Annotated in this window: 22 protein-coding genes; 11 read left to right on the plus strand and 11 right to left on the minus strand. The window is 66.1% G+C overall.

Features of this window, described 5'->3' with window-relative positions; all coding sequences use genetic code 11:
* Positions 1–84: 84 nt before the first annotated feature.
* Together CSW62_RS16835 and CSW62_RS16840 are read right to left on the minus strand one after the other, a co-directional pair.
* On the minus strand, positions 85–2,916 hold the full coding sequence (locus CSW62_RS16835) for an ATP-dependent DNA helicase (protein WP_099579749.1): 2,832 nt from the start codon (positions 2,914–2,916) through the stop codon (positions 85–87).
* 49 nt (positions 2,917–2,965) lie between these two features.
* Positions 2,966–3,958 (minus strand): tetratricopeptide repeat protein, encoded by a 993-nt coding sequence (locus CSW62_RS16840; RefSeq protein ID WP_158235456.1) that lies wholly within the window; start codon positions 3,956–3,958, stop codon positions 2,966–2,968.
* Positions 3,959–4,104: 146 nt separating this feature from the next.
* Between CSW62_RS16840 and CSW62_RS16845 the strand changes: the two genes are divergently transcribed.
* Both CSW62_RS16845 and pdeM read left to right on the plus strand, forming a co-directional pair.
* Positions 4,105–6,669, plus strand: a complete 2,565-nt coding sequence (locus CSW62_RS16845) for a ligase-associated DNA damage response DEXH box helicase (protein WP_099579751.1) — start codon at positions 4,105–4,107, stop codon at positions 6,667–6,669.
* Positions 6,666–7,373: a ligase-associated DNA damage response endonuclease PdeM gene (gene pdeM / locus CSW62_RS16850; RefSeq protein WP_099579752.1), complete on the plus strand. Its 708-nt coding sequence runs from the start codon at positions 6,666–6,668 to the stop codon at positions 7,371–7,373. Before CSW62_RS16845 ends, pdeM begins: the two co-directional genes overlap by 4 nt.
* A gap of 16 nt (positions 7,374–7,389) precedes the next feature.
* On the opposite strand, the gene CSW62_RS16855 is transcribed toward pdeM, so the two are convergent.
* The 4 genes from CSW62_RS16855 to CSW62_RS16870 form a co-directional block, all read right to left on the minus strand.
* Positions 7,390–7,851: a DUF3429 domain-containing protein gene (locus CSW62_RS16855; RefSeq protein WP_099579753.1), complete on the minus strand. Its 462-nt coding sequence runs from the start codon at positions 7,849–7,851 to the stop codon at positions 7,390–7,392.
* A gap of 2 nt (positions 7,852–7,853) precedes the next feature.
* Positions 7,854–8,615 (minus strand): TIGR02186 family protein, encoded by a 762-nt coding sequence (locus CSW62_RS16860; protein ID WP_099579754.1) that lies wholly within the window; start codon positions 8,613–8,615, stop codon positions 7,854–7,856.
* Complete coding sequence (locus CSW62_RS16865) at positions 8,612–9,535, minus strand: sulfite exporter TauE/SafE family protein (RefSeq protein ID WP_099579755.1); 924 nt, start codon at positions 9,533–9,535, stop codon at positions 8,612–8,614. The genes CSW62_RS16860 and CSW62_RS16865 overlap by 4 nt, the downstream gene beginning before the upstream one ends.
* A 103-nt stretch (positions 9,536–9,638) precedes the next feature.
* Positions 9,639–12,599 (minus strand): SEL1-like repeat protein, encoded by a 2,961-nt coding sequence (locus tag CSW62_RS16870; RefSeq protein WP_099579756.1) that lies wholly within the window; start codon positions 12,597–12,599, stop codon positions 9,639–9,641.
* A 208-nt stretch (positions 12,600–12,807) separates the two neighbouring features.
* On the opposite strand from CSW62_RS16870, the gene CSW62_RS16875 reads away from it, so the two are divergent.
* The gene (locus CSW62_RS16875) at positions 12,808–13,023 is read left to right on the plus strand and encodes a hypothetical protein (RefSeq protein ID WP_099579757.1); all 216 of its coding nucleotides are present in this window, start codon (positions 12,808–12,810) and stop codon (positions 13,021–13,023) included.
* On the opposite strand, the gene CSW62_RS16880 is transcribed toward CSW62_RS16875, so the two are convergent.
* Positions 13,020–14,678: a bifunctional lysylphosphatidylglycerol flippase/synthetase MprF gene (locus CSW62_RS16880; RefSeq protein ID WP_099579758.1), complete on the minus strand. Its 1,659-nt coding sequence runs from the start codon at positions 14,676–14,678 to the stop codon at positions 13,020–13,022. The two genes, CSW62_RS16875 and CSW62_RS16880, sit on opposite strands and share 4 nt — an antisense overlap.
* A 174-nt stretch (positions 14,679–14,852) precedes the next feature.
* On the opposite strand from CSW62_RS16880, the gene CSW62_RS16885 reads away from it, so the two are divergent.
* On the plus strand, positions 14,853–16,058 hold the full coding sequence (locus tag CSW62_RS16885; RefSeq protein ID WP_099579759.1) for an acyl-CoA dehydrogenase family protein: 1,206 nt from the start codon (positions 14,853–14,855) through the stop codon (positions 16,056–16,058).
* 250 nt (positions 16,059–16,308) lie between these two features.
* Here CSW62_RS16885 and CSW62_RS16890 read toward each other — a convergent pair whose 3' ends face one another.
* Positions 16,309–16,566, minus strand: a complete 258-nt coding sequence (locus CSW62_RS16890) for a hypothetical protein (protein WP_143324420.1) — start codon at positions 16,564–16,566, stop codon at positions 16,309–16,311.
* A gap of 174 nt (positions 16,567–16,740) precedes the next feature.
* A complete protein-coding gene (locus CSW62_RS16895; RefSeq protein WP_099579761.1) occupies positions 16,741–17,886 on the minus strand; it encodes a flagellin in 1,146 nt (381 codons plus the stop codon).
* A 308-nt stretch (positions 17,887–18,194) separates the two neighbouring features.
* Between CSW62_RS16895 and CSW62_RS16900 the strand changes: the two genes are divergently transcribed.
* Entirely contained in the window at positions 18,195–18,401 is a 207-nt protein-coding gene (locus CSW62_RS16900) for a helix-turn-helix domain-containing protein (RefSeq protein WP_233206798.1), read from the plus strand.
* A 110-nt stretch (positions 18,402–18,511) separates the two neighbouring features.
* Here CSW62_RS16900 and CSW62_RS27020 read toward each other — a convergent pair whose 3' ends face one another.
* Entirely contained in the window at positions 18,512–19,009 is a 498-nt protein-coding gene (locus CSW62_RS27020; protein ID WP_143324421.1) for a hypothetical protein, read from the minus strand.
* Between the two features lie 110 nt (positions 19,010–19,119).
* Between CSW62_RS27020 and CSW62_RS26440 the strand changes: the two genes are divergently transcribed.
* From CSW62_RS26440 to CSW62_RS16920, 4 genes are all read left to right on the plus strand, one after another.
* The gene (locus tag CSW62_RS26440; protein ID WP_099579763.1) at positions 19,120–19,353 is read left to right on the plus strand and encodes a hypothetical protein; all 234 of its coding nucleotides are present in this window, start codon (positions 19,120–19,122) and stop codon (positions 19,351–19,353) included.
* Positions 19,346–19,528 (plus strand): hypothetical protein, encoded by a 183-nt coding sequence (locus CSW62_RS16910; RefSeq protein WP_099579764.1) that lies wholly within the window; start codon positions 19,346–19,348, stop codon positions 19,526–19,528. The genes CSW62_RS26440 and CSW62_RS16910 overlap by 8 nt, the downstream gene beginning before the upstream one ends.
* A gap of 1 nt (position 19,529) precedes the next feature.
* Positions 19,530–19,802, plus strand: coding sequence for a hypothetical protein (locus CSW62_RS16915; protein ID WP_099579765.1), 273 nt, complete (start codon positions 19,530–19,532; stop codon positions 19,800–19,802).
* A gap of 100 nt (positions 19,803–19,902) precedes the next feature.
* A complete protein-coding gene (locus CSW62_RS16920) occupies positions 19,903–20,493 on the plus strand; it encodes a recombinase family protein (protein ID WP_099582333.1) in 591 nt (196 codons plus the stop codon).
* Positions 20,494–20,504: 11 nt separating this feature from the next.
* On the opposite strand, the gene CSW62_RS16925 is transcribed toward CSW62_RS16920, so the two are convergent.
* Complete coding sequence (locus tag CSW62_RS16925) at positions 20,505–22,328, minus strand: recombinase family protein (RefSeq protein WP_099579766.1); 1,824 nt, start codon at positions 22,326–22,328, stop codon at positions 20,505–20,507.
* Between the two features lie 50 nt (positions 22,329–22,378).
* On the opposite strand from CSW62_RS16925, the gene CSW62_RS16930 reads away from it, so the two are divergent.
* Both CSW62_RS16930 and CSW62_RS16935 read left to right on the plus strand, forming a co-directional pair.
* On the plus strand, positions 22,379–23,011 hold the full coding sequence (locus CSW62_RS16930; protein WP_099579767.1) for a 2-hydroxychromene-2-carboxylate isomerase: 633 nt from the start codon (positions 22,379–22,381) through the stop codon (positions 23,009–23,011).
* A complete protein-coding gene (locus tag CSW62_RS16935; RefSeq protein ID WP_099579768.1) occupies positions 23,011–24,144 on the plus strand; it encodes an acyl-CoA dehydrogenase family protein in 1,134 nt (377 codons plus the stop codon). The genes CSW62_RS16930 and CSW62_RS16935 overlap by 1 nt, the downstream gene beginning before the upstream one ends.
* Positions 24,145–24,239: the final 95 nt, after the last annotated feature.

Raw genomic sequence — 24,239 nt, forward strand, 5'->3', positions numbered from 1 at the left:
CGTTACGCTCCTACGGCCTATCCCCGAGGAGGCTTCTAGAGCGGCTCGATTGCAGAAATTCGACGGCTTTGAGTCAGGGCCGCTTTATCCACCAGCCTTCTTGGCCAGGAACGCCGCCGTCGCCTCGATAGCCTCGACCAAGCTGACCCGCTCCAGGGTGATGCCCTCGGGCAGGCTGGAGAACAGCCGGGTCGGGGCGGCGGCGTCCAGCATGACGAAAACGCCTCGGTCGTCGGCGCGGCGGATCAGGCGGCCAAAGGCCTGGCTGATCCGCGCTCGGGCCACGGCGTCGTCATAGCCCTTGCCGCCGAAGCGCAGACGGCGCGCCTTGTGCAGCACGTCGGGACGCGGCCAAGGCACCCGGTCGAAGACCAGCAAGCGCAGGGATCGGCCCGGCACGTCGACGCCATCCCGGATCGCGTCGGTACCCAGCAGGCACGCGTCCTCCTCGGCCCGGAAAATGTCGACCAGCGCCCCCACCTCCAGCGGATCGACATGCTGGGCGTACAGAGCCAGCCCCTGGTCGGCCAGCGGCGCGGCGATGCGCTCGTGCACGGCCTTCAGGCGTCGAATGGCGGTGAACAGGCCCAGCCCCCCGCCCCCGGCGGCCAGGAACAGCTCGCGCATGGCGGCCGAGACCTGACGCGGGTCTTCCTTGTTCACGTCGGTGACGACATAGGCCTTGGCGTTGTTCTCGTAGTCGAACGGTGAGACCAGCCGCAGCACCTTGGGCGCGGTCGGCAGGCGGGCCGCGCCGGTGCGCATCTCGGCCAGGGCGAACGGATCCTCCAGGGCTGGATCGACCAGGGTGGCGCTGGTCACCAGCACCCCGTGGGCCGGCGACAGCACCGCCGCGCGCAGCGGCTCGGTCGGGTCCACCCAGTGGCGGCGGCAGGCGGCGTCGACGACGCGGCCGTACAGGAAGGTGGCCTCGAACCAGTCGACGAAGTCCGGATCGGTCTCGCTGGGCTCGGCGTCCTCGTCCTCGATAGCCTTCAGGATCGAGCGCCAGGCCGGCAGGGTCATGCGGGCGCGGCGGTCCAGGCCGCGTAGCGCGCCTTCGATCCGGGCGCGCTCGGAGGCGCCCAGGTGCTCGGCGTCCTCATCCAGAACGTCTTCCAAGGCGCGGGCCAGGGCCAGCAAGGGCGCTTCGATGGCCGCCAGGGCCTTGGCGGCCTCCGGCGCGCGCTCGCGGACCAGATCGGTTGCAGGACGGGCGTCGCATTGCAGGCCCAGATCCGCGCCGCCGCCCCGCTCGCTGGTGCGCGCGCGCAGTTGCTCGATCACCGCGACCAGGAAGTTCTCGATCGGTCCGATCGGATTGATCTGGCCGTCCGGCGGCGCGACCCGGCCCGACCAGCCCTCGCCCGGCAGGGCGGCGGCCGCGTGCAAGGCCTGGGTCATCGCCCCGCGCGCACCTTCGCGGTCGCCCAGGATGTCCAGCAGGCGCGCTTCCAGGCCCCGCCCCCGCCGGCCACGCCCTTCCGGCCCGCGGATCCAGCGGCGCAGTTCAGCGGCCTCGGCCCCGGACAAGGCGGCCGAGAAGGCGCTGTCGGCGGCCTCGAACAGGTGGTGGCCTTCGTCGAAGACGATGCGCTTGAGACTGGTGGTCTCGTTGTCGCCCTTCAGGCCTCGGGCGGTCCGCGCGCCGTCGAAGGCGGCTTGCGTGAGGACCAGGGCGTGGTTGGCGATGACGATGTCGGCGCGCTTGGACGCCCGTACGGCCTTTTCGATGAAGCAGATTCGATAATGCTGGCAGCCGGCGTGGATGCACTCGCCGCGCCGATCGACCAGGTTCGACGGGCTAGCCTGGGCGGAAGGCGGTACGGCGGAAAGCGTCGGCAGCCAGGCGGGGAAGTCGCCGCCGGTCATGTCTCCGTCGCGCGTAGCCCGCGCCCACCGGGTCGTCAGGGCCAAGCCGATCAGGTCGCCATTGCCCAGCTGGGCGCCGTTGATCTGCTCCTGGAAGTTCAGCAGGCAGAGATAGTTCTCACGCCCCTTGCGCACGACCGCCTTCTTGGCGCGCTCCTTGGGGTCGGGATAGATCGATCGGCTCTCGCGCTCGATCTGCCGCTGCAGGGCGCGGGTATAGGTGCTGACCCAGACCGACGGCCCATTGGCCTCGGCCCACAGCGAGGCGGGGGCCAGATAGCCCAGGGTCTTGCCGACGCCGGTGCCGGCCTCGGCCAGCATCATGCGCGGCTCGCCCTCGCGCTCGCGCGGTTGGAAGGCGAAGGCAGCCTCCTTGGCGAAGGTGATCTGGGCCTCGCGCACCTCGTCCAGGCCGGAGCGCTTCAGCAGCTCGGCCAGGCGCTCGCCGGCGCGTTCGGGATCGATCGGCCGCGAGCCGGGCTCGCCGGGCGGGGCCTGGTCCTCCCACTCGACCAGACGCGCCCAGACGTCGAGGCCCGAGCCCCGGAACTGGTTGCCGGCCTGCACCGAGCGCAGCGCGCCGATCACGGCCGGCCCCCACGACCAGCCGGCCTTGGCCAGGGTCTCGGCGACGGCCAGGGCCTCCTCGCGCGACGGAACCGGCGTCAAGGCCAGGTCGCGTAGCAGCGCGTCGGCGCTCTCGCGCAGGCTCTGGGCCTGTTCGGCCGCGCCGTGCGGCTCGCGCAGACCCAGCGCCATGGCCAGGCCCACGGCCGACGGGGCGCAGAAGGTCGCCGGCCGGACAAAGGCATAGAGCTCCAGCACGTCGAACAGCCGGGCATGGCGTGACGGCGCCGACAGGTTCAGGCGACGGGCGGTCATGGCCGCGTGGGCCACCAGAACCGGCCCATGCTCGAACAGGTCGCGGGCGTCCGGGGGACGCAGCATCCGGCCCTCGCCCGCCCCGTCAGCCACGCCCGCGCGCGGCCCGGGCAGCACGACGAGCGCGGGGGCGAGATCCAGAGTCGGCGGGAAAGCGGTCACCCGACTCCGTTAGCAGAAACCGCCACGAAACAGAATAAGAACAGAGGCTTCAGACGACAGGGACCTCATCGTCGTCGAAGCCTTCCAGGCGGTTGATCGCCTTCTGGGCCTTCTGGCGCAGGTCGGCGTCCTTGCTCTCGGCCGCCTTGCGGTACATCCGCAAAGCCAGCTCATCGTCGGCCTTGATGCCCTGGCCGCGCTCGCACATGACGCCAAGGTCGTACCAGGCCTCCAGATAGCCGCGGTCGGCCGCCAGCTGGAACCAGTGCATGGCCTGGGTGTAGTTGACCGGCACGCCCTCGCCATTGTGGTGCACGACGCCCAGATTCGACATGCCGGCCGCCAGATCGTTGGCGGCGGCGGCGCGGTAGAACTTCAGGGCCTCGGCGTGGTCCAGGCGCACGCCCGTCCCTTCCGAGTGCAGCCTGCCCATCTCGTTCATGGCGTCGGGCGAGCCCATCTCGATCGCCTTGCGCAGCAGGGCCACGCCCTTGGCCGTGTCGGCCCGCGCGCCGTCGCCGTCCAGATAGGCCTCGGCGGCGCTGTAATAGCCGCGCGCGGAACCGGCGGCGGCGGCCTTCAGGTACCAGGCCAGCGCCAGGCGCGGATTCTCGGGCAGCCCCTCGCCGCCTTCGTAGGCGACGCCGAGATTGTACATGCCGTTGGGGTCGCCCAGCCGGGCGGCCTGGGCATAGAGCTTCATTGCGGCGCGGCGGTCGACCTTCACCCCATCCGCGCCGTCGAAATAGACATTGCCTAGCTCGACCATGGCGTCGGTGTCGCCGCCCGCCACGCCCTTGCGCAGCCAGGCCAGGGCCTGGGGCACGTCGCGGTCAACGCCCTCGCCGTCCAGGTAGAGCAGAGCCAGGTCGACATAAAGCGTGGCGTCGCCGCCCTGGGCGTCCTTCAAGGCTGCCGCGAAGATCGCCTTGGCCTCGGAAGAACCGTCCGGTCGTGCGAAGGCAACGCCGCCGCCCATCAACAATGACGGCGACAACGCCAACACCAACGCCAACACCACGGGCGGCACTCTGCTACGCATCACATCCCCACCGCTTCCGGATCGTCGCATCGACCAGGGGAGCGTCAAGGCAGACAACCGCGCGCTGGACGCCGCGCAACCGGACTCGCCCGATACGGGTTCAAAAGACGGATGAAACAGAAAGGGAACATGCTATATCGCGGTCAATGCTCGCGGCTGACGCCCTTCCTCCCAAGTTTCGAGACTGGTTCGCCGCCCGCGGCTGGAGCCCGCGCGAGCATCAGTTGGCCATGCTGGAGAAGGCGCGCGCGGGGCGCGGCGCCCTGCTGATCGCCCCGACCGGCGGCGGCAAGACCCTGGCCGGCTTCCTGCCCAGCCTGATCGAGCTGTCCGAGCGCCCGCCGCGCAACACGCCGGCTGGCGTTCACACGCTCTACATCTCGCCGCTGAAGGCGCTGGCCGTCGATGTCGAGCGCAACCTGATGACGCCCATCCGCGAGATGGGCCTGAAGATCGTGGCCGAGAGCCGCACCGGCGACACCGGCGAGGCCCGCAAGACTCGCCAGCGGATCAAACCGCCGGACATCCTACTGACCACGCCGGAGCAGCTAGCCCTGTTCTGCGCCTGGGAGGGCGCGCGCGAATACTTCAGCGACCTGCGCTGCGTGATCATCGACGAGGCTCACGCGATCTGGCCGTCCAAGCGGGGCGACCTGCTGGCGCTGGGCCTGGCGCGCCTGCAGCAGTTCGCGCCGTCAATGCGACGGGTGGGCCTGTCGGCGACGGTGGATGATCCGGATCTGGTACGGAAGTGGCTGGGGCGAAATGATCCTCCCCCGCAAGCGGGGGAGGTGTCGGCGGAGCCGACGGAGGGGGCCAGCACGGCCGACCTCCAGCCTGCCCCCTCCGGCCCTCTGGGCCACCTCCCCCGCTCGCGGGGGAGGATCTTTGACATCGACCTCGTCCTCGGCTCCGGCGGCGCCCAGCCGGTCGTCGAGGTGCTCGTCTCCGGCGGCCGTGTCCCTTGGGCCGGCCACACGGCCGAGCACGCCATGGCCGAGGTCTATGAGATTATCCAACAAGCCCAGACGGCGCTGATCTTCGTCAACACCCGCTTCCAGGCCGAGTTCGCCTTCCAGCGCCTGTGGGAGCTGAACGACGCCGACCTGCCGATCGCCCTGCACCACGGCAGTCTGTCGGCCGAGCAGCGGCGCAAGGTCGAGGCCGCCATGACGCGCGGCGAACTGCGGGCGGTCGTCTGCACCTCGACCCTGGACATGGGCATCGACTGGGGCGATGTGGACCTGGTCATCCAGTTGGCCGCGCCCAAGGGGGCCTCGCGGATGGTCCAGCGGATCGGCCGCGCCAACCACCGCCTCGACGAACCCAGCCGCGCCCTGTTCGTGCCCGCCAGCCGCTTCGAGATGCTGGAGTGCCGCGCCGCCGCCGACGCTATCCTGGAAAACCACCTGGACGGCGAGCCGGCCCGGATCGGCACGCTGGATACCCTGGCCCAGCATGTCATGGGCTGCGCCTGCTCAGAGCCCTTCAAACTAACCGCCCTCTATGACGAGGTCTGCTCGGCCGGGCCCTATGCCGAACTCAGCTGGGAAGACTTCGAGACCGTCGTCGACTTCGTCTCGACCGGCGGCTACGCCCTACGCACCTACGACAAGTTCCGCCGCATCGTGCAGACGCCCGAAGGCCTTTGGACCGCCCGCAACGCCCAGGCCCGCCAGCAGCACCGGATGAACGTCGGGGCGATCATCTCGCCGGGCATGATCAACATCCGCATCGGCGGCGGCAAACGTCCCATGGGCGGGAGAAAGATCGGCGAGGCCGAGGAAGGCTATTTCGAGCAGCTGACACCGGGCGACACCTTCGTCTTCGCCGGCCAGGTCTGGCGCTACAACAGCCTGGTGGGCGCCGACGCCTTCGTCTCGCCCGCGCCGAACGACGACCCGAAGATGCCCAGCTGGGGCGGCTCGAAATTCCCGCTTTCCACCTATCTGGCCAGCCGCGTGCGCCAGATGATGCACGACGAGCGCGAATGGGCCGCCCTGCCGCCAGACGTACAGGAATGGCTGAGCTGGCAGAAGGTCCGCTCGGCCATTCCTGGCGATGGCGAGATGCTGTTGGAGACCTTCCAGCGCGGCAAACGCTTCCACCTTGTCTGCTATCCGTTCGACGGCCGCCTGGCCCACACCACCCTGGCCATGCTGCTGACGCGGCGGCTGGACCGCCTGGGCGTCGGGCCGCTGGGCTTTGTGTGCAACGACTACGCGCTGAACATATGGTCGCTGCGGCCGATGGACGGTCTGGATCTCGACGAACTGTTCGCCCAGGACATGCTGGGCGACGACCTCGAGGCCTGGCTGGACGAGAGCTTCATGATGAAGCGGGCCTTCAAGCATTGCGCCCTGATCGCCGGGCTGATCGAGCGCCGCCACCCGGGCGCCGAGAAGTCCGGACGCCAAGTGACCTTCTCCACCGACCTGATCTACGACGTGCTGCGTAAACACCAACCCGACCACCTTATGCTCCGCTGCGCCCGCCACGACGCCGCTACGGGCATGCTCGACATCGCCCGCCTGGGCGACATGCTGACCCGCGTGCAGGGCCGCATCCGCCATGTGCGGCTGGATCGCGTCTCGCCCTTCGCCGTGCCGATCATGCTGGAGATCGGCCGCGAGCGCGCGCCGGGCGACGCCGCCGGAGAAATGATCCTGGCCGAGGCCGAGGAAGACCTGATCGCCGAGGCCATGTCGTGACGCGTTTCGAACCTTCCCTCTGCGGCGGCCTGCGGGTCGGCCTGGCCAATGTCGAGGTCATGCTGCGCTGGTCCGGCGCCCTGTGGTTGGAGCGCGAGAACACGCTGGTGGTCGCCGACCTGCACTTCGAGAAGGGCAGCAGCTACGCCGCGCGCTTTGGCCAGATGCTGCCGCCTTACGACACCCGCGAGACCCTGGACCGCCTGGACCGGGAGATCGCTCAGCTGTCACCGGCGACGCTGATCTTCCTGGGCGACAGCTTCCACGACGGCGGCGGCGAGGCGCGGCTGGCGGCGGACGACTATCGGCGGCTGGAGGGCTTGGCGGTTGGCCGGGAGCTCGTGTGGGCGGTGGGCAACCACGACGCCGACGGCCCCAAGGTGCTGCCCGGCGACATCATCGACGAGGCTTCGGTCGCGGGCCTGACCTTGCGCCACGAGCCCGTGCCCGGCGTCCAGCTTGGCGAGGTCGCCGGCCACCTGCACCCGGCCGCCAAGATCACCAGCGGCCGCGCCACGACGCGCCGCCGCTGCTTCGTGACGGACGGCCAGCGCCTGGTGCTGCCAGCGTTCGGGGCTTTCACCGGCGGGCTGAACATCCTGGACGAGGCGTTCTCGAACCTGTTCGCCGGGCCGCTCCTGGCGGGCGCGCTGGGGCCGAAGCGGGTCCACGCGGTGGGACGCAAGTCGCTGCGGCCGGATTAGGCAGCAAGCGCGTGCGCTACATATGCAGCGCCTGCTCCAGGGCGAAGGCCAGGGAGATGGCCGCGCCGGCGGTCATCAGGGTGCGCATGCGCGGGCGCCAGCTGGGGCCATCATGGTCGGTGACGTCCCAGACCCATTGCAGCAGGAACACCAGCAGGAAGCCCGACAGCTGCCAGGCCGGCTCGAACTTCAGCTCGCCCAGCAGCAGGCCGAAGCCCGACAGCGGGAACAACAGCGAGATGCCCAGGATACGCCAGCGCGGGCTGGGGTTCTCGATCTCCAGCCCCGTGCGCACGCCGCCGAAGTACGAGACCATGGCGGCAGAATAGGCCAGCAGCGCCAGCAGCGACGACTTCTGGATGCTGTCGGGGCCATAGCAGAACAGCACCGACGAAATGAAAAAGGGAATGAGGGTCGACAGACCAAAGACCCACACCGCCGGCGGAACCGGCGTCCGCTCGCCCGCGGACTCGTTCATGCTCAACTCCTTCGGAAGGCGACCGAAGCCGCCCACCCTGCCCCGAGGGCGACTATTACCGACACAAGCCCATAGGTCCACGGACGATCTTTGGCGAACAGATACAATGCTCTCTCCGCTCCGGCCTTCTCGACCACCAGGGTGCGGTCGCGGATCGACACGGGCTTGCCGTCCTGGAACAGCACGATGCGGGCGGTGTACTGGCCGATCGGCGCCTCGGCGGGCAGGTCCAGCTCGGCGCGGAACAGGCCCTTGTCGACGAAGCGGACGCCTTGCGGGTCGGCCGCGTAGAGGCCGGCCTTTTCCTTCAGGCGCAGCACCGCGCGCCGCCAGTCCAGATAGTCGGCGCCCAGCCGACTGACCACCACGTCGCGGACGCCGTAGGTCGTCTCGACGCGCTGCTCCAGGGGCGCGGCGATGGCCAGGTGCTCCAGCCCCGCGCCCAGGTGGCGCAGCGGCGCGAAGCCGGCGATGTCCTGCAGCCTGCGGGTCGAGGCCACGCGGTAGAAGCCCGGCGCGCCCCGGAACACCACCGGCCGACTGTTCAGCCACAGGCCGGCGACCTGGGTTTTGCGGGCGATGCGCAGCGGCTGGTCGGGGCCGCGCACGATGACGACGATGTCGCTGGGCCGGTCCTTGGGGTCGAAGACCGCGCCATAGAGCACGATCCGCGCGCCCCGGAAGCCCGAGCTGACCCGGATCTCGGTGTCGGTGAGCGCCGCAGAAACGGCGGGCGCGGGCGGGGCGGCGACCAACGGAATCATCGGCTCGTCCCCGTCATGATGACGAAGGCTTCCTCGGGCCTGATGAACAGGTCCGCGCCCATGCGCAGCCCGACCAGCAACACCAGCAGGGCCAGCAGCGCCCGCAGCTCCTCGGCGCGGAAACGGCCCGAGGCTCGCGCGCCCAGCTGCGCCCCCACTACCCCGCCGATCAGCAGCAGGGTCGCCAGCACGATATCGACCGTCTGGTTGCGGCCGGCCTGCAGCACGCTGGTCAGCGAGGTGGTGATGACGATCTGGAACAGGCTGGTGCCGACGACCACCGGCGCGGGCATGCGCAGCAGGTAGATCATGGCCGGCACCAGGATGAAGCCGCCGCCGACGCCCATCACCGCCGACAGGACGCCGACGAGCACGCCCAGCAGGATCGGCGGGATGACGCTGATATAAAGCCGCGAGCGCGGGAAGCGGACCTTGAACGGCAGGGCGTAGAGCAGCGCCGGCCGGCGGTCACGGCGCGGCTTGGGCGGCTGGCCGCTGCGGCGGCGCAGGATCGCGCCCACGGACTCCGTCAGCATCAGCGCGCCGATGACGCCCAGGAACAGCAGATAGGACAGCGATACGGCGAAGTCCGCCTGGCCGATCAGGCGCAGCCAGCGAAACACCTCGACCCCGATGAAAGAGCCGATCGCCCCGCCGCAGGCCAGCACCCCGCCCATCCGGAAGTCGACCGAGCGCTTCTTGCTGTAGGCGATGACGCTGGAGACCGACGAGGCGGCGACGTGGTTGGCCTCGCTGGCCACGGCCACGACCGGCGGAATGCCCATGAACACCAGCACCGGTGTCATCAGGAAGCCGCCGCCGATGCCGAACATGCCGGAGATGAAGCCCACGAGCCCGCCCAGCACCACCAGCAGCAGCGCGTTGACCGACACCTCGGCGATGGGCAGGTAGAAGTGCAAGGCGCGCGCGGCCCTTCCGGCGTCAGGGGTATCCCTGATTGCCGGGTGAAGTCCGGAGGGTCAACGCGATAGATGCTCCACCGCGTCGCAGGGGAGGATCAAGTCAGCGCGCGTAGACCGACAGGCGGTTCAGGGTTTCGCCGTCCATGCTGCCCGAGGCCGGCAGGCCCTGGTCGCGCTGGTAGGCGGCGATGGCCATGCGCAGGGCCGGCGAAGCGACGCCATCGCGCGGACCTTGGTAGTAGCCGAGCTGCGACAGCACCTTCTGGGCCAGGCCCAGATTGGCGTTGGCGGCCGGGGCCGACGCGGTCAGGCTGGCCGTCTGGGTTTGGGTCTGCGGACGGAAAGCCAGGGCCGAACGGTCGGCGGTCTGTTGGGCCTCGGCCGTCAGCTGGGCCCGCAAGGCGTTGGCGCGGCTGCGAGCCGTGGCGTCGCCCGAACGGCCAGCGATCACGTACCACTTGTAGGCCTCGGCCGGGTTCTGACTGACGCCCAGGCCGCTCTCATAGAGCTGGGCCAGGTTGAACTGGCTGTCGACCAGACCGGTGTCGGCGGCCTTGCGGAACCAGGTCGCGGCCGTGGTCGAGTTGCGCGGACCGCCCTCGCCCTTGAAGTAGTAGAGCGCCAGATTGTGCATGGCGCGAGGGTCACCGCCGGCGGCCGCGCGCTCGCTCCAGCGACGGGCTTCCGGCATGTCCTGCTTCACCCCGCCCTTGCCGCCCTCGTACATCTTCGAGAGATAGAACTGAGCGGCGGGGTAGCCGCCGTTGGCGGCCTTGCGCAGGGCGTCGAGGCCCGAGCGATCGCCGGTCTCGATCTTGCGGACGCCGTCCTCGAACAGAGCCTTGGCGTTGTCGGTGGCGACTGGCGCTGGGCCGACGTCGGCCTGGACCGGCGTCGGGGTCGTGGTCAGGGCCACGGCGGCGCGCGGCTGGCCCGGCGAGGTGTCAGCCTCGGGACGGGTGATCTCGACGTCGGACTTGCGGCCGGCGATGGCGTCGGCGACGCGGGTCGGCGTCGCCCCGCTGCCGTCGGCGCTGAGCAGCAGGAAGCCGCCGACCATGGCGCCCAGGGCGCCGGCGCCGCCGAACACCATCACGGCGGTGGCGACGGTCGCGCCCAGGCGGCTCTTGGACTTCTTGGCGAACCCAAAGCCGCTGAACAGCGGCGTTCCGGTCTTTTCGCCCTTGGCAGGCTTGGAAGCCTTGGCCTTCTTTTCCGGCTTGGCCTTGCCGAGGCTCTTGGCGTCGGCAGCCGCCGCGGCGCGGGCGGCGGCGCGGGCCTGCTCGATGATGTCGCGGGTCGACATTGGGCGAGCGGGCTCGACCGGGGCGAAGTCGGAGACCTCAGGCTCGACCTCTTCATAGCGCGGCGCTTCCGGCTCGAAGCCGTCGGCCATGGCGTAGTCGTCGTGCGCGAAGGTGCGCTCTTCCGGCTCGGCGGCCGGGAACTCGGCGATCTCGAAGCTGGGTTCACGCGACGGGGCGATGGGCGCGTCGAACACGTCCTCGTCGACGTCGTCGTCGAAAGCGGTCGACTGGCTGAACGAAGCCGACTTGCCGAAATAGGGGTCGTCGAAAGGCGAGACGGCCGGGGCCGGCGCGGCGCGGGACGGCGTGGGGGCCTGGGCGGGCGCCGGGGCCGGCGTCTCCAGCTTGCGGGCCGCGTCATGCAGGCGGGTGTCGATCTTGTCGCGCGCTTCTTCCAGCATGCGGAGCGTGCGCTCCTCGCTCTGGCGGATGCGGTCGACCAGTTCCTGGCTGGAGCGCTCGTGGCGTTGGTTCAGGCGCTCGGTGACGCGGGCGACCTGCTCGCCGACATCGTCGATGGCCAGGGCGTTGCGACGCTCGGCGCTGCCGATGCGCTCGGCCAGCTTCTCGGTGATGCGGGCGATTTCCGCGCCCAGCTTTTCCAGGGCTTGAGCCTGGACGCTGTCGGCGCGGTTCAGCTTGTGCTCGACGGTGGCGGCGATGCGGGCGACTTCGCCGCCGACCTGCTCGATGGCCGTGGTGTTGCGTTGCTCGGCGGCCTGGACGCGGCGATTGAAGGCGTCGGCGACGCCGACCACTTCGCGGCCCATGCGCTCGATGGCCTGGGCCGAGCGCTGCTCGGCGGCCTGAACGTGGGCGGCCATCTCGCCCAGCTTGCGCTCCATGCGGTCGAAGCGGCCGTCCGCGCTCTCGCGCAGCTTGGCGGCCATCTCCAGGCGAGCGGCTTCCATCTTCTGGGTCAGGCTCAGGGCCAGGCCGTCCAGGCGCTCCTGCACGCCGGCGACGGGATTGGCGCCCTCCAGCGCGCCCATGCGCTGGTCCAGGGCCGAGAACGACGAACTCATGTCGCGCAGGGCCTCGGTGGTGCGGGTCTCGGCGGCTTCCAGGCGTTCGGAGAGGCGCGCCACAACGGCGTCGACCAGGGCGGTGGGATCCTGCGGCGCGGCGGTGGCGTTGACGCGGGCTTCCAGGGCGGCGATCGCCTCGCGGGTGCGGGCCTCGCCGTCATAGAGGTGGCCGGCGACCTTACCCAAGGCGCCTTCGAGCGCGCGAAGCGCCTCGGCCGAACGCGGCCCAGCGGCCTCGGCTTCCATCCGACGCGCGCGCTCGGCGGCGCGGGCCTGCTCGGTTTTCAGCTCGTTGACGGCGCCCTCGAAACGGGCGGCCACGGCGATCTGTTCACGCTCGGACTGTCCCAGACGCGAGAGGGCGTCGCGGACGGAATGGTCGATGCCGGAGATGGCGGCGGCGTTGCGGCCTTCAGCGGCCTCGATGCGCTGGGTCAGGCGGTCCAGGGCCACGGCCACGCGGCCGACTTCGTCCGCCGGGTGTTCGGCGATTTCGATACGCGGGGGCGCGTCTTCCTTGACGATTTCCAGATAGGCGCGGTTGTGCGCCTCGCCCCGATCCCCGGGCTTGTCGGCAAACTGATCCGCCGCCTGACCATCGCCTTCGATGATCATGCGATTGAGCCATTCGCCAAGAGTCATGCCGGAGCGACGCGCGAGGTCCTTAGCGACCTCCCGTGCCTTGGGGTCTATCCCCTTAACGCTCCATGGCGAAGCCGCCGTCATGCGAATCGATCTCCCCGCATCTTGGGGAAACGCTAGTCATCGATTCCTAGATAGTAAACGCGACGAAAACGCCAGATGTAGTGGCGGTGCGGTTCACTGTGGAGGAATCAGGACAGAGTCTTGGAGTTCTGTAGCGCGCCTTAAAAGCAAGAGGGTTAACGCGGGTTAACCATTTGCCAGGCCGATTGTCGCAGGCCTAGAAGCGGCCATGGATCTGCCTCTGACCCTTTCCGCCGCGGCTGTGTTCCTGGCGCTTGCACTTGTCTGCGGGTGGCTGGGGGCGCGTCCCATTAACGTTTTAAAGGGCCCGCGCATGATTCCGTGGCGCCCGCTGATGATGGTCTGCGTGGTCGGATTGATGCTGATGCTGGTGCATCTGTTCAACCTGCTGGGTGTGCAGACCGGCAACCAGCCGCGCTACTAGGTCGCGGGCCGCGCGGGGGTCTTCTTGGGCCTTTTGGTCAGGCCCGACATGCCGCCCGAGGACAGCAGACCGATGTCGGCGAGTAGGAAAGGGATCGCCCACTTGTGAGGCGCGGCAATGTAGCGCGGCTGCCAGACGGGGTCGTACTTGTCCTTGTACCGCCGCACGCCCTGGAAATTGTAGATCTCCTCGCCGCGCTCGTAGAGCAGCCGGCCAACGCGCGACATGATCGGCGCCAGCGGCCGGTCCTCGAGACCCGCCAGGGGGGCCATGCCGAACTCGAAAGCCTGGTAGCCCTCGTCCTTGCCCCACTGCAGGAGCTCGACGAACAGATAGTCCATGACGTTCTTCGGCGCCTCGTCGGAGTAGCGCATCAGGTCCATCGAGAACGCGGTCTTGCAGGCCGTCAGCCACAGAGTGGCGAAGGCGACGATCTTGCCCTCTTCGCCCCGCACCACCGCGACCGGGAACTCGGCCACGTAGCGGGGGTCGAAGCCGCCCATCGAAAAGCTCTTCTCGCCGCCGGCGTGGTGGCTGAGCCAAGCATCGGAGATGGCCTTCAGCTCGTCCATGATCGCTACGGCAGCGCCGGCCGGCAGCACTTCGAAGGCCGCGCCGCCCTCCCCGGCCTTGCGCCAGTTACGGCGAAGCACCTCGCGGCGGCGGCCGGCCAGGCTGAACGCCTCCAAGGGGACCGCGGCGCTCTCGCCGGTTTTCTGGATGGCCAGGCCCAGGTCGACGGAGTCCGGAAGGTCGTCGGGACCCAGGCCATAGAAGCCGGCCCGCGCGGCGTGAGCGTCGGCCAGCTCCCGGAAGCGCCAGAAGAGCTCCATGCGCTCTTCCTCCTTGCCGATCGGCGCGCCCAAGGCGATCCACGACCGCCCGCGCACGCCGAACATCAGGAAGCTCTCGCCCGAGGCCGAGAACAGGAAGCGCTTGTCGCCCAGCAGGGCCAGGTTGGCGCTGGGCTCGGCGTCCTGAGCCTTGGCCAGGATGGCCCGGACGCGGTCGAATTCCGGATCGGTGTCGTCGACGACGGACGGGGTGGCGGCAGTGGCGATCAGGCGCCAGACGCCAACGGCCAGCAGCACGATGGCGGCCGCCACCGACGAGCGGATCGCCCGAAGCTCATCGTCCTGCAACACGCGCAGGAAGGACTTGTCGACATATTCGGTGTGGTTGAACGACCACCAGCCCAGCAGCGCAACCCCGCCGACGACCGCGCCGGCCGACAGCAGCCAGCCCGGCGTGACCTCCATCCGGGTCAGGGCCGCCTTGCGCGGGAAGGCGTCGTGGAAAGGAACGATCGAAAGGAAGCAGACGCTCAGCATCGCCGTCTCCTCCCAGTTCAGGCCCTTGAAGATCGCCAGCACCGCCGAGGCGGCCAATACGACCAGGGCCGCCCACCAGGCCGCCCCCAGCCGCGCCCGCAGGCCGAACGCCAGCAGCAGCAGGACCAGGCCCAGGATGGAAGAGAAGAAGTGGCTGATCTCGATCAGCAGATCCGGCGCGAAGGCCAGCAGCAGCAGGAACCGGGTCGGCTCGGACGGGGTGGCCCCCGAAGCCAGAAGCATGACGCCGGCCGACGCGGTCAGGATCGCCGCCAGGGTCGGGGCGATCGCCAGGGCCGCGGGCCTGAAAACTGTCGAGGACATCCAGATCCCGAAGTGACGAATCCCCTGCGGGATCCAACAGCGAGCCCTTCTATACCGCGCAAACCGTGACACGGTCGCCAGTCAAGATGCGAACGACCGTTTGAATCGACTTGCCGCCGTCGCGGGGCGGCGTAGTGTGTCGACCAATAACCGTCCGCTTAGGGAGATGAGACGATGGCCGATTTCGGGGGAACCGAGCTCGACGCCTTCCGCGCCGAGACCCGCGCCTGGCTCGAGGCCAACTATCCGCCGTCCCTGAGCGCCCCGATGGGCGAGGACGAAGCCCCGTGGGGCGGCCGCAAGATGGTCTGGAAGAACCCCGACGCCAAGCTGTGGCTGGACCGGATGGCCGAGCGGGGTTGGACCGCTCCGATGTGGCCGAAGGCATACGGCGGCGGCGGCCTGTCCAAGGCCCAGAACAAGGTGCTTGAGCAGGAACTGCGTCGCCTGAAGGCGCGCCCGGCCCTGATGAGCTTCGGCGTCTGGATGCTGGGCCCGGTTCTGCTGGAATACGCCACCGAAGAGCAGAAGCAGCGCTTCCTGCCGCAGATCGTGCGTGGCGAGACCCGCTGGTGCCAGGGCTACAGCGAGCCCGGCGCCGGCTCCGACCTCGCGTCCCTGCAGACCAAGTGCGAAGACAAGGGCGACCACTACCTGATCAACGGCCAGAAGGTCTGGACCAGCTATGCCGACCAGGCCGACTGGATCTTCTGCCTGGTGCGCACCGACACCACTAAGAAGCACGAGGGCATCTCGTTCGTTCTGTTCGACATGACCTCGCCCGGCGTCGAGGCCCGGCCGATCAAGCTGATCAGCGGCTCCTCGCCCTTCTGCGAGACCTTCTTCGACAATGTGAAGGTCCCCAAGGAACAGCTGGTCGGCAAGCTGAACGGCGGCTGGGACATCGCCAAGCGCCTGCTGCAGTACGAGCGCCAGAACATCAGCGCCTCGGGCTTCGGCGGCGGCGGCGGCCTGGGTCCCGTCGAGGCGGCCAAGAAGGAGATCGGCGTCGACAGCGAAGGCCGGATCGCCGACGGCGACTTCCGTGCGCGCCTGGCGGCCCATTCGATGGACGCCCACGCCTTCATGCTGACCGTGCGCCGCGCCGAAGCCGAGTCCAAGCAGGGCTCGGGCCCCAGCGCCGCCGTCTCGATCATCAAGTACGCCGCCGCCAAGATGAACCAGGAGCGCACCGAGCTGCTGGTCGAGGCCTTGGGCCTGCAAGGCCTGGGCTGGGAGGGCGAAGGCTTCACGTCGGAAGAACTGGCCGCCCCGCGCGCCATGCTGCGCGCCAAGGGCAACTCGATCGAGGGCGGCACCAGCGAGGTGAACCTCAACGTCGTCGCCAAGCGCGTCCTCGGACTCCTGGACCACCAGTAGAGCCATGATCGAATTCTGGCCATGTTAGAATTTTGGTACGAGTTCGCCTCGGTCAATTGGAAGGTTGCACACCCTTATTTCCAAGGACTCTGCTTCGCAAGGTAGGCGCCAGCGTCGCCTCGGGGTGCCTATTGCGCTCTAAGAAAGCCTGAGCGATCTTTCGCCGTGCGATGGCGGTCGTCCGCTTAGAGCGAATGACCGTGGGGCTCGGCGTCGCGTGGAAACGGCGCCGAGCCAACCCTCAAAGCGTTCAGTGCAGCGTCGCTTGCGGCCAGTGCTCATCGACAAAGGCCTGAATCCAACGTCGCATAGCCCGGTCTCGATCCGGCGGCTTCGCGGCCAGGATGGCCGCTCGCAGGCTGTCCACGATGACTGTGATCGTCTCGCGAAGCTCTTCCCAACGCTCAACCGTCTCGGGGTCCGCCGTCCCGGCCTCGACCTCCCGGCGGATCATCCAAAGGCGAGTGTAAAGCTCGTCGCCAAGCAGGTTGTCCTGATCATCCGGCATGAACGCCACCCAGAACGCCAAACAAGCCCATGAGGGCCAATACGGCAGCAACGCCCAAGCAGGCCCATCCGACCAGTGTCAACGGCCCATTGGCCCGCAGAAATCGGCGCCACCCAGCATCACGCCTCTCGCTCATTCCGCGATGGCACTTTTCAGATAGATCAGGGGTCAAACTCATCCTCCCCGGAACAGAGACAGAATCCACTTGGGAGCAGCGTTCGCTATCGCAAGTGCAGTTTGGGACAACTGAACTTGCGCTTTCCCAGCCTCCACCTCGGCAGCCTCTTTCGCCATATCAGCGTCGGTGATGTTCCCTACGCCGGTCTCAAGAGTGTTGCCCTGCGCGACCGCCTGAGCGGCCATTCCCTCGACGGCGTTTTGCTGTCGGCCAATGGATTGCCCCACGTCGCTGACTCGTGAGATCGCCTGCCCCACTGAATTCAGCAGCGTGGCCGGATCGTCTGAAAGCGGGTCAAGCCCAAGCGCGCTCTTCGTGATGTCGTAGTCCTTGAGGGCGTATCGCTCGCCCTCCGGGTTGGTCACAACTTCGTTGTGAACGACCTGCGGGCCATCAGGAATGAACTTGATCGACTTGATGTAAGTTTGATCGGAACCGTGAAAGCTCAGCCAGATCGCCGAGCTACCGGTGAATGGGAACGAAACAACCGGATTGGCCGGAGTATTCAGGGGAATACCCGACAAATAAACTTGGGACGGCGAGAAAGTCTGTGCCCCGTAGTTGATGGGGAACGAGGCTGAAACGGATGGTGGATTGATCCACGCAATCTCAATCTTTCCGCTTACCGCTGGCGCCGAGTCCCACCAGTCCCAAGCGTGCACATTTGGCCCAGCCAGCACCGGCGCCGGAGGGTGGAGGTCTATCGCTGTGGCCGACGATTGGGGCACGTTCAACAAGTTCACGCCGTCGAACTCCGCGCTACCCACGGCCCTGTCGGCCAGATCGACGAGTTGCTGAATGCTGGCCTTGATCGTCTTCCGCTGGTCGTCGGCTATGGACGGGTCCGTGTAAGCGAGAGCGAGTTCCTTGGCCTTGCTGAGAATGTCCTGGACGTTCTCCGAGGATGTTGCAGCAACGCCTAAGATCGACTGGCCACGATTGAGGCTGTCGCCGACCGTCTTCCATGCCTGAACGTCGGAGTTCATGCGCGTGGCTATGGAATAGGTCGAACCGTTGTCCTTCGCCGAGGAAACTCGCTTGCCGGTCGCGATCCGTGTTTGGGAAGTGGTCAGATTCCGCTCAGCAGCAGCCAGAGCTTGACGGGCTTGGTTCGCCCCAACACCTGACAACGACGACACCACTTATCGAGCCCCCTCAGAACGCCTTGTATTTGCTGCTGGCGTTGCAGCGCAGGCAGCGACCAGACGGGTTAAGCGAATGGTTCCCGCAACGCGGCTCCCGGCACCCAACAACCCCGCAGGCCAAACAGCGGAAAAGGCTCCCGCCATGGCGTCCAACACACCCGACCACTTGTCCCGGACAACTTGACATTCAACCTCACGCAGCGCGAGTCGCGCAAGTTGCGTGTCACACACTTTAGTTGATATTGTTATACATACTATAGTTGATAAACCCCACGTGTCCGAACGGCGACGTTGCCGTCATGGACATGAGGCTGACGGTCGGACAGAATGTGCGGAGGGCGCGTTTGGCGTTAGGCCTCACTCAAGAACAGTTGGCTGAACAATCGGGCTTCTCTCAACAATACCTCAGCGACCTTGAGCGGGGCCGTAGAAATCCGACGATTGTTTCCCTGTGGGAACTTTCGCAAGTATTGAAGGTTACTCCAGCCATTCTTGTTTCTTCTGAAAGTTAGTAACTGTTTTCAGACATGGCTCCGCCAATGCGGGCAAATCACCCGCAGTTCGACAAGAAATTTATGATGAAATCTGATTGCGCTGGATCAGCAATCAACCACGACAATCATCATCCCCTCTGAGCGTAGAAATCGCTTAGAATAACCATCGTCTCCGGGGAAGACGATGCGAACTGCTCCTTTGTGATGTAACGAGCAAAACCGGCAGGATCGTGGGCAGTTCTTACAAACTGTGTTCCTGACTTCCAAACATCTGACCAAATGCCGCGACCGCATTCCGGGAATAGCTCCATGAAGCGACCGACGCGGCTTGGCTGAACTTGCAGCAACCCGTGAGCGTGAATGTTTGAATTCACATGTTCAAAAAAGAACACACCCTCGGTTCTTGCATCTCTATACTTATTGAATCGCGACCCAAGAAGAACCCTGTCTACATCACGAAATAGCGTGCCTATGCACGCTCCAGCATTACCTACCGAGATAGGTCCATTGAAGTTCAGTGTAATCGCTACGTTGAAGGACGGATCGCCCAACCAACGCGCATAGTGCTCACGGCGACACGCATTGAACTGTGCCTCGAAGCTGATCTTGTCGTAGTAACTTCCCATACCAATACTATTTAGTCAACGAGACCATTCTGGCGGTAACACCAATTACCAGTCAATTTAATTCGCTGACTTCCGGGATAAATAGAAGTGGAACAATTGGAGACCACTCTATGATCGTCGGAGAACTTTACAACTACATGCTCGAACGTGAACTTACACAGTCCATGCGCTCTTGGAGTGAAGACTGGGCTGGAAAATCGCACAACTTCTGCTCGACGAACTGGCACCGCCCGCTTCCAGCCGACATCGCCGTTCGCCTACATCGAATGCTTCTGACTGAGGGCCAGCCCGACCTCGCGGCCCGCCTCCTCGTCTCGCTGCTGGATGACACGGCCCATGGATGATCAGCACAGCGAGTTCAGCGTCGCCGCACTCATCGAGAACGCACGGAAGCGGACACTCGACCGGGACTTCGCCGAGGCCTACGCGGCCCATGTCCGTCGCAAGATGGCAGCCACGCAGCGGGAGATCGACGAAGCCATGATCCTGAACCCCGACCTCCGGGATATGAGGCTGTGACATGCGCTATCGCGAACTAATCGAAACGGGCGGCGAACTGACCACGAAGATCGGGCATCAGCGAGAGCGCGTAACCTCCGCGTCCGCCGTCCTGGCCTCCAAGGAGGCCAGCGCGAAGGACGCCCGCGTCGCTGCTCAGAAACTCCCCCTTGGCAGCGAGAGAAGCCGTCGCCTTCAAGCTGCGGGGAGACGTGAAGCTGACGCCCGCCGCGCATACAACGACACTCGCAACACCGCGAACGACCGCATTCGCGATCTCATGGCAAAGAAGTAGAACAGATACTCTCAAAGACCATGCCCATGCGAGACGACCATTTTGAGTATCAGATGACTCTAAGTTTGACTTTTGAGATATAGAGTCTCATATGGTCTTTATGTCTAATGATATTATTTCGTCTAACGCCATTGTTGGATACGCTCGCACCAGCAGCGTTGAACAAATTGCCGGTCTGGAAGACCAAATTTGCGAACTCAAGGCGGCTGGATGCACGAACATATATTCGGAACAAATTTCGAGCGTTGACGCGAACCGGGACAGACTGAGGGAAGCTCTACTATTTCTCCGAAGCGGAGATGAGTTTGTTTTCACAAAGCCAGATAGGCTTGCTCGAAATACGTCCGAACTCGTCCGTATAGTCGATCAATTGTCGAATCGAGGGGTGCGCGTAAGAATTCTATCCATGAATATCGACACGCAAACTTCGACAGGAAAATTGCTTCTGACAATGATGGGAGCCGTTGCCGAATTTGAGCGCGAAGTCATGCTGGAACGCCAGCGAGTTGGCATCGCGAAAGCAAAAGCCGATGGCAAATTTAAAGGCCGACCTGCGACAGCACGGTCCAAGTCTGGTGAGATTTTTAAACTCTCGCGCGCCGGTTTCACAGCATCCGAAATTCAAAAGCTCGCGGGAGTTAGTCGCGCAAGTTATTATAGGATAGCAAAAGAAATGCCGCACTCATTGTAGCATACCTGATTTTACCTGCCGTCGCTATCCACCTCAATCAAGCCGGAGAATTCCAAGATTTCTTCCTGAGAAACGCGAATGTGTTCCACATGAACATCCCGCAGCCCGTCGAGTGGATGAGGATTGTGGGCCTTGCTACTTTCTTCTGTTTCTAGGCGCCGCATATAGTCTTCGGATGCCCGAGCCCACGTCGGCGTATGAGCCTTGAGCGCAGCAAGTTCAGCGGGCGTTGCCGGGGTGCCAACCGTCTGCCGGTAGACGACCTTGCCGTGATTGTCGAAGCGAGCCGTGAACAGGCCGCCAGCCATCACCAGCCAAAGAAACCGCTCCGCACCTTCAACACCGCACCGCACATCGACGCCCATCCCTTTGATGGCCGCCGCGACCTTCATTCGCGCCGCCGCTCTCGTCTCGTCATCCTCGGCGTAAAGGGCCTCACGGACCCCCACAACCCGTTCAAGGTGCTCCGCAGGGCTCACGGCTCCACGGGCCGCTTCTAAGGCCTTCTCAGCCTGTTCTATGACCGTCCTGGCCTCGCGCTGACGCGCAGTCAGGTCCGACAATACGGCTTGGAGATCAGCGTCGTCGTCTTCCAGCATCGACGACCTCACCAACAGCCGTCGCTTCTGCTCGGACAGGTCGGTCACGACCTTCTTGGCGTCAGCCAATTCGACCGTTCGCCTATAGCTGTCGTCAGCCTTTCGGAAATGGCGGTCGTCAAGAGCAAGGTGCAGGATTTCGTTTAACGCAGCCGCCTCAAACGGCGCGTAGGCGAACATGGCCTTCTGATCGCAGCCGCGACCGTGGAAGGCATTTGAGCACTGGAAGTAACGATACAGACGCGATTTCACTGCACTGGAACGAAGGTGCATCTTCGCTCCGCAGGCAACGCACTTTACCAGCCCCGCGAACAGGTTGACGACCTCAGACCGGCGGGCGCCACCGGTGCGGTCGCGACTCGTCATCCCGGCGCGGGCACGGGCGACCAAATCAGCGTCAACGATGCCCTTGCCGTAGTAGCCAACGAGTCGCTCACCGTTGCCGACCTTCGCGGGCGTGAGCCACCCCCGCACGTAATCACCCTCAACGGCTGGATGACGCAGCAGCATCGCCACGGACGACCCTTCCCACTTCCTCGGCCCCTTCCGCCAACCGCCCCACGGCTCGCGCTTCAACTCGTTCAGCTTGCGCGCGATGGTCGGCACGCCGTAGCCGTCCGCCGACATTTGATAGATGACCTGGATGGTCGCAGCACGGTCGGCGATCACACTGAAACCCGTTCGGCCTTCGTTCAGAACGAGCCACCCCGGCGGTTTGGCGGTTAGCTTTCGTCCCTTCTCCTTCGCCGCGTCCAGATTGCGAGCGAAGGCCTCTTGGACCCGTTCCGACTTGGCGTCCGACTCTTCCTTGGCAAGTTTGGCCTTCATCAGGATTTCGATGGTCGGAAGAAGGTCGCTGTCGGGTCCGAAGATCGTGTCACCAGAACCAACGGCGGCGATGGAAAGACCGTGGTCGAACATGTCGTTCATCCACTTGTGGGCCACCCGATGGCCTTCACGGGAGAGACGGTCGAGACGTTCGACGAGAAGAATTGCCCCCGGCGAAATGTCCCCGGCGCGAACGCGGTCGGCAAACTCGCCGAGATTGCCAGTGGCAAGGTGCGCGCCAGACCATGCCGACTTCCCAAGATCGCGGATGATCTCGACGACGTTCCAGCCACGACGCTTGGCGTAGTCCTCGCAGAGTTCCTGCTGACGGACCTCGGATGTCCCTTTGTCTTGCTTGGGCGTCGAGAACCTGATGTAGATGTAAACAGGCGTTTGAACTTCGTCCATCGGGCCACACTAGGGAGAGTTCGTTGAGACTGAGCGTATCCCTCGTTCGAGTGGACGAAAGGGCTTATAAACTAAGGTGTGTAACCTTCCAATTAGGCTCGACCTACTCCTATCCGGCGGCCATGCGCATCGAGCGACTGGCCGCCAACAAGGGGGTGGCCGTGGCCTGGCGGCCGTTCATCGTCGGCCCCCTGTTCCATGAGCAGCAGGGGCTGAAAGACAGTCCTTTCAACGTCTTCCCCGTGAAAGGCGAGTACATGTGGCGCGACCTGGAGCGGGTCTGCGATCAGCAGGGCCTGCCCCTGCATCGTCCCAGCCAGTTTCCGCGCAACAGCCTGCTGGCCGCTCGCGTGGCGCTGGTCGGACTGGAGGACGGCTGGACGCCTCAGTTCAGCCGCGCCGCCTATCAGGCCAACTTCGTCGACGACCTGGACATCGGCAGCCCCGAGGTCCTCAGCGCCCTGATCGCCGAGGTCGGCGCGGGTCCCGAACACGTCCTGGCCGCCGCTCAGTCCGATCCGATCAAGGCCCTGCTCAAGGACCATGTCCGCATGGCCAAGGAACGCGGCCTGTTTGGCGCGCCCAGCTTTCTCACCGCCGACGGCGAGCTCTTCTGGGGCAACGACCGTCTGGAACAGGCCCTCGACTGGGCCGTCCGTCATCAATCCAGGGAGCACGCCTGATGGCCGTCCTGACCGAAGAACAGACCATGCTGCGCGACGCCGCCAAGGGCTGGGCCAGCGAAAGCGCCCCCGTCGGCGCCCTGCGCAAGCTGCGGGACGGCAAGTCCAAGCAGAGCTTCGATCCCGCTGCCTGGGCGCAGATGGGCCAGATGGGCTGGGCTGGGGTGATCGTTCCGGAAGACTATGACGGCTCGGCCTTCGGCTATCTGGGCCTTGGTTTGATCCTTGAAGAGACCGGCCGCACCCTGGCCGCCTCTCCCCTGCTCTCCACCGCCTTGATCGGGGCGTCGGCCCTGCAACTGGGCGGCTCGGACGCGCAGAAGGCGGCCTGGCTGCCGAAGATCGCCACCGGCGAGGCCGTCGCGACCCTGGCCGTCGATGAGGGCTCGCACCACAATCCGGCCCGCACGGCCCTGACCGCGACCAAGGCCGCCTCGGGCTATGTGCTCAACGGAACCAAGACGCTGGTGCTGGACGGCGAGGCCGCCGACCTGCTGATCGTCGTCGCTCGCACCGGCGGCGCGCCGGGCTCGACCGAGGGCCTGACGCTGTTCCTGGTCGCCGGCGACGCGCCCGGCGTGGTGCGCACGCACCTTTCGCTGATCGACTCGCGCGGCGCGGCCCGGATCGCCTTCGACGGCGTCGAGGTCGGAGCCGACGCCGTGCTGGGCGAGGTCGACAAGGGCTGGGCGGTCCTGGAACCGGTCCTGGACCGCGCCTATGCCGGCCTCGCCGCCGAAATGCTGGGCAGCGCCTCGGCGGCTTTCGACATCACCCTGGACTACATCAAGACCCGCACCCAGTTCGGTCAGGTCATCGGCACGTTCCAGGCCCTGCAGCATCGCGCCGCCAAGTGGTTCACCGACATCGAGACCACCCGCTCGTGCGTCGAGGCCGCCCTGGAAGCCTTTGACGCCGGGGGTGACACCCGGGCCCTCGCCTCCCTCGCCAAGGCCAAGGCCAGCGACCTGGCGCACCTGGCCACCAACGAGATGGTCCAGATGCACGGCGGCATCGGCATGACCGACGCCCACGACGCCGGCCTGTATATGAAGCGCGCCCGCGTCACCGAGGCCCTATTCGGCGGCGCCAGCTTCCACCGCGACCGCTATGCGCGGCTGATGGGCTTCTAAGGCTTTTTCCTTACGCGCGTCCGGGCGGCGAACCGCTCACACGTCGCCCGACGCGCTTTGCCTACCCCCAGCCCTGGGGATAGGCCCTCCCGGCG

This window comes from Caulobacter sp. FWC2 (genome assembly GCF_002742625.1).
GTDB lineage: Bacteria > Pseudomonadota > Alphaproteobacteria > Caulobacterales > Caulobacteraceae > Caulobacter.

Bases quoted from the DNA above. Each gene is read 5' to 3' on its own strand.
- CSW62_RS16910 (WP_099579764.1), top strand. From the start codon at position 19,346: ATGGATGATCAGCACAGCGAGTTCAGCGTCGCCGCACTCATCGAGAAC.
- CSW62_RS16845 (WP_099579751.1), top strand. From the start codon at position 4,105: ATGCTCGCGGCTGACGCCCTTCCTCCCAAGTTTCGAGACTGGTTCGCC.
- CSW62_RS16875 (WP_099579757.1), top strand. From the start codon at position 12,808: ATGGATCTGCCTCTGACCCTTTCCGCCGCGGCTGTGTTCCTGGCGCTT.
- CSW62_RS16915 (WP_099579765.1), top strand. From the start codon at position 19,530: ATGCGCTATCGCGAACTAATCGAAACGGGCGGCGAACTGACCACGAAG.
- CSW62_RS16840 (WP_158235456.1), bottom strand. From the start codon at position 3,958: ATGCGTAGCAGAGTGCCGCCCGTGGTGTTGGCGTTGGTGTTGGCGTTG.
- CSW62_RS16860 (WP_099579754.1), bottom strand. From the start codon at position 8,615: ATGATTCCGTTGGTCGCCGCCCCGCCCGCGCCCGCCGTTTCTGCGGCG.
- CSW62_RS16855 (WP_099579753.1), bottom strand. From the start codon at position 7,851: ATGAACGAGTCCGCGGGCGAGCGGACGCCGGTTCCGCCGGCGGTGTGG.
- CSW62_RS16880 (WP_099579758.1), bottom strand. From the start codon at position 14,678: ATGTCCTCGACAGTTTTCAGGCCCGCGGCCCTGGCGATCGCCCCGACC.
- CSW62_RS16870 (WP_099579756.1), bottom strand. From the start codon at position 12,599: ATGACGGCGGCTTCGCCATGGAGCGTTAAGGGGATAGACCCCAAGGCA.
- CSW62_RS16885 (WP_099579759.1), top strand. From the start codon at position 14,853: ATGGCCGATTTCGGGGGAACCGAGCTCGACGCCTTCCGCGCCGAGACC.
- CSW62_RS16890 (WP_143324420.1), bottom strand. From the start codon at position 16,566: ATGCCGGATGATCAGGACAACCTGCTTGGCGACGAGCTTTACACTCGC.
- CSW62_RS27020 (WP_143324421.1), bottom strand. From the start codon at position 19,009: ATGGGAAGTTACTACGACAAGATCAGCTTCGAGGCACAGTTCAATGCG.
- CSW62_RS26440 (WP_099579763.1), top strand. From the start codon at position 19,120: ATGATCGTCGGAGAACTTTACAACTACATGCTCGAACGTGAACTTACA.
- CSW62_RS16935 (WP_099579768.1), top strand. From the start codon at position 23,011: ATGGCCGTCCTGACCGAAGAACAGACCATGCTGCGCGACGCCGCCAAG.
- CSW62_RS16900 (WP_233206798.1), top strand. From the start codon at position 18,195: ATGAGGCTGACGGTCGGACAGAATGTGCGGAGGGCGCGTTTGGCGTTA.
- CSW62_RS16925 (WP_099579766.1), bottom strand. From the start codon at position 22,328: ATGGACGAAGTTCAAACGCCTGTTTACATCTACATCAGGTTCTCGACG.
- CSW62_RS16920 (WP_099582333.1), top strand. From the start codon at position 19,903: ATGTCTAATGATATTATTTCGTCTAACGCCATTGTTGGATACGCTCGC.